This window comes from Nocardia sp. NPDC059236, from assembly GCF_042754085.1.
Taxonomy (GTDB): Bacteria; Actinomycetota; Actinomycetes; order Mycobacteriales; family Mycobacteriaceae; genus Nocardia.
This window is the reverse complement of record NZ_JBHZAF010000057.1, coordinates 1-3,312: the sequence shown is the minus strand read 5'-3', so window position 1 is coordinate 3,312 and position 3,312 is coordinate 1. Positions and strand designations below refer to the sequence as shown.

The 3,312-nt window shown below is 61.1% G+C and carries 3 protein-coding genes; 1 reads left to right on the top strand and 2 read right to left on the bottom strand.

Annotated features, from left to right (window positions below; all coding sequences use genetic code 11):
* Nucleotides 1-179 precede the first annotated feature (179 nt).
* Together ltrA and ACFXIV_RS47715 are read right to left on the bottom strand one after the other, a co-directional pair.
* Nucleotides 180-1,433 carry a group II intron reverse transcriptase/maturase gene (ltrA, locus tag ACFXIV_RS47720; protein WP_379421515.1) on the bottom strand — a complete coding sequence of 418 codons (1,254 nt, stop codon included), beginning with the start codon at nt 1,431-1,433 and terminating at the stop codon, nt 180-182.
* 706 nt (nt 1,434-2,139) lie between these two features.
* Complete coding sequence (locus ACFXIV_RS47715) at nt 2,140-2,442, bottom strand: transposase (protein WP_379405984.1); 303 nt, start codon at nt 2,440-2,442, stop codon at nt 2,140-2,142.
* Between the two features lie 194 nt (nt 2,443-2,636).
* Here ACFXIV_RS47715 and ACFXIV_RS47710 point away from each other — a divergent pair, with 194 nt between their 5' ends.
* A complete protein-coding gene (locus ACFXIV_RS47710) occupies nt 2,637-3,131 on the top strand; it encodes a hypothetical protein (protein WP_379421514.1) in 495 nt (164 codons plus the stop codon).
* Nucleotides 3,132-3,312 lie beyond the last annotated feature (181 nt).

Genomic DNA, 3,312 nt, shown 5'->3' with positions numbered 1-3,312 from the left:
TTCGACACGTCGTCAGCGATTCACTCGCGTTCGTCTTCCTGATCCCCACCTGACACCCTCGATCGAGCGCCTTTTCCTCATCGCTCACCACGACGCCGAGTAGCCGGAGGGAATCTCACCCTCCGGCCCTCACAGATCCGGACGTGAACCTCTCGGTTCATCCGGCTCGTGCCGTCCAATTACCAGGTCGTGTAACGCAATTGCCAGTGCGCGAATAGGCGAGGAGCCCGTTCCCGGACACCGCAAAGCCATTCACGCGCACGTCTGTCACCGCGTTCCAGCCGCTTATACTTCCTTCTCGCCCAGTGCATCAGGTGGCGATCGATACGCCAGCACAACGGAATCACCATGCTCGGATAGAACACCGTGAAATAGTTGAGCCAGCCCCGGAGAGCCGGGTTCACGCCACGTGCGAGGTCATTGAGGGTCAGAGTTGTGCGCCGATGTATCTTCCACGAGGCCACTTTTCGGCTCATATCCTTCAACTTGCCGGGATCGACCGCCGGCAGGAACCTCGTGAACGCCCTTCCCTCGGCCTTATTGAAGGCCCGCCGGGGACGAAACGCGTAGCCGCAGAACGTGAACGACACCACCGGGTGATCCCGTCGCCGCCGACTGTCCTTGCAGTACACTATTTTCGTCTTCTCGGGGTGCAGGCTCAATCCGATGTCGGCGAACCGACTCCCGATCGCGTCCCGCACCTTCTGAGCTTGACGTTCGGTCACACAGTGGATCACCGCATCGTCCGCGAACCGCTCGAACCTGACTCCCGGATATTCACGGGAAATCCACAGATCGAAGCCGTAATGCAGAAACAAATTGGCGAGCAATGGTGAAATTGGGCCGCCTTGCGGCGTTCCCTGAGTCCTTTCGATAACGGCGCCATCGGGCATCCGCATCGGAGCTTTGAGCCATCGCTCGACATAGAGCAAGACCCATTTCCGATCCGTATGTCGTGCAACTGCCTTCATGGTCAGATCCCATGAGACCGAGTCGAAGAAAGCCTTCACATCAAGGTCTAGGACCCAGTCCTTCTCCCGGCACCGATTCCGGCATGCCGCGACCGCGTCCAAAGGTGACCGTCCCGGACGGTATCCGTACGAGTTGTCGTGGAACACCTTCTCCACCTCCGGCTCCAATGCCAATACCGCCACTGTCTGCGCCACCCGGTCGACCACATTCGGGATGCCGAGGACTCTCGTTCCTCCTTTCTTCGGTATTTCCACCGCGCGGACCGGACCAGGAAAATACGATCCCGACGACATACGATTCCACAGCCGATAAAGGTTGTCTTGCACCCTTTCTTCGAACTGTTCGATCGTCACGCCATCGACCCCGGCCGCTCCTCCGTTCTCCTTGACCTTCAACCACGCATTCCACACCAGCATTTTCGGTATATCGTGCGACTTGCCCAGCAACTTCGGCTCATTCATGCGACTCCTTCCTTACGGTTGATCACATTCATCAGCCCGGACGACCCCACCCCTTGGCTCCGCCCCCACTGCGATACGCAGGGACTTCACAGCTACTACGGGTGAGTCCGCCAGCGCGTCCCGCAACGGTACTCAAATCCTTGCGGATTCTGCCGCTTGGAGTTCTCCCTCTCGCCACCGATTTCCCGATGGCAGTATCAGTACGCGCCTTCACATGTTCCATACGAGAGCCCGGACCGGACTCATGCTGCCTGTACGCCGGACACCACCTGGACAGTAAACGGGTAGCCTCCAGGCTCATCCCAGAGCAAAGACCAAGCCCTGGTTTCGGTGTCGTCTGATTAGCTTTCGACGCTTCAGTCGGCAGAGGGCAATTCGCCCATCGCTCATCTTTCCGGCCCACACCTGACACGGTCACAGCCGCGCCTTTTCCTACACCGTTCAAGACCACGGTCTTCAGCCAAGGCCCCGGTAGGTGGTTTGAAGCCTCCTCCCGCAAGGCGACTCCGGAGGTCCAGAAATTCCTCCATCTACTCGTACAGCACCGAAGAGCCAAGCTCACCGAACTTGACCTCCGTTCATGTTCACAAGGTCTTCAGCCAACGCAGCATGAGGTGGTTTGAAGCCTCCCACCCGACGGGCGACTCCGAAGGGCCACTACCCCTTCATCATTCGCACAGCATCACGTTCCGCTGCCTGACCTACCTCACGCAGCCTCCCGTGTTCGTGGCACACCTTTTTTCAGGAACGCAATGTCTTTGTCCTGCTCGGCAACTCGCCGCCGTAAGGCCAGTAGTTCGGCGCGTTCGGCCGGATCCAGGGGCGTGTCACCGTGTGCTGCGGCGGCCTCGCTGCGGCGGCGTTCGTCCTTGACCCAATTGCTCAGAAGGCCCTCGTTGAGACCCAGCTCCCGGGCGACCTCGGCGATCGTGCGACCAGTGTCGATCACCCGGTGCGCAGCCTCGACCTTGTACTCGGCCGTGAACGACCGACGCTTGCGAGGAGGCATGATGGACATCCTTCCAGCTGGACCTCGGTCCCGCTAAATCGGTGTCCACCATCCGGGGTGAACCTCACCCGGCCGCCGCGGTTGTCGTGGCGACCCAAGAAATGGAGGTCCCCGTTGATCCAAACCCGCTCCGTCTCGCCCCCACGCAGACGCACGCCCGTCGCGCTGTTCATCCTCCCGCCGGCGGTGTCTCCGTGAATCCCGATCCGAGCCGCTACCTCGCCCGCCTGCGCGTGATGCCCGGCTACGAGACTGCCGTGCCTGCCCCGCCGTCGACCGAAGTACTGGTCGTCGGCTACCGAGCATGCTTCGCCGCCTCCCCCGAGCCCGGCACACCAATCTCGCGTTTCGATGCCCTCACGGTCAGTACGCTAGCTCAGACTGTGACGCCGATGGCGTTGATCTCCGTCGAACACGCCACCCAAAGGCTTCATATCCGCACCAGCGGTGGCATCGAAATCAGCTGGGAAGAGAACTATTTCACTGCTTTCGGCGACTCGGGTACCCGGTGGCATGTGCTGCCAGTTGTGACCTCACCCGACGGCGGATTCATGGTCGCGCACGGCGCATGGTCTGCCAGCGGATATGAGGCTGTGCTCACACGCTCCACCCTCGCCCAAGCTCCCTTCGCGCCGCCGGTGGTGGCGGTGCACAACGCCGACCCGCACACCGGTGCGCGACGGTGGTGATCTCAAGCGCCGCCGCTCTGATGCGGTGGATCGAGGCCGCACTGCCCGAGATCGACTCCACCACCTTCGGCCCCTTGAATCACCCCGGGTTTGGTGCTCACCTTCTTTCTTGGGAAGGATGGGCGCATCATGCCTGCGAAGTACGACGAAGCGACCAGGGCCAAGGCGGTCCGGCTGGTCG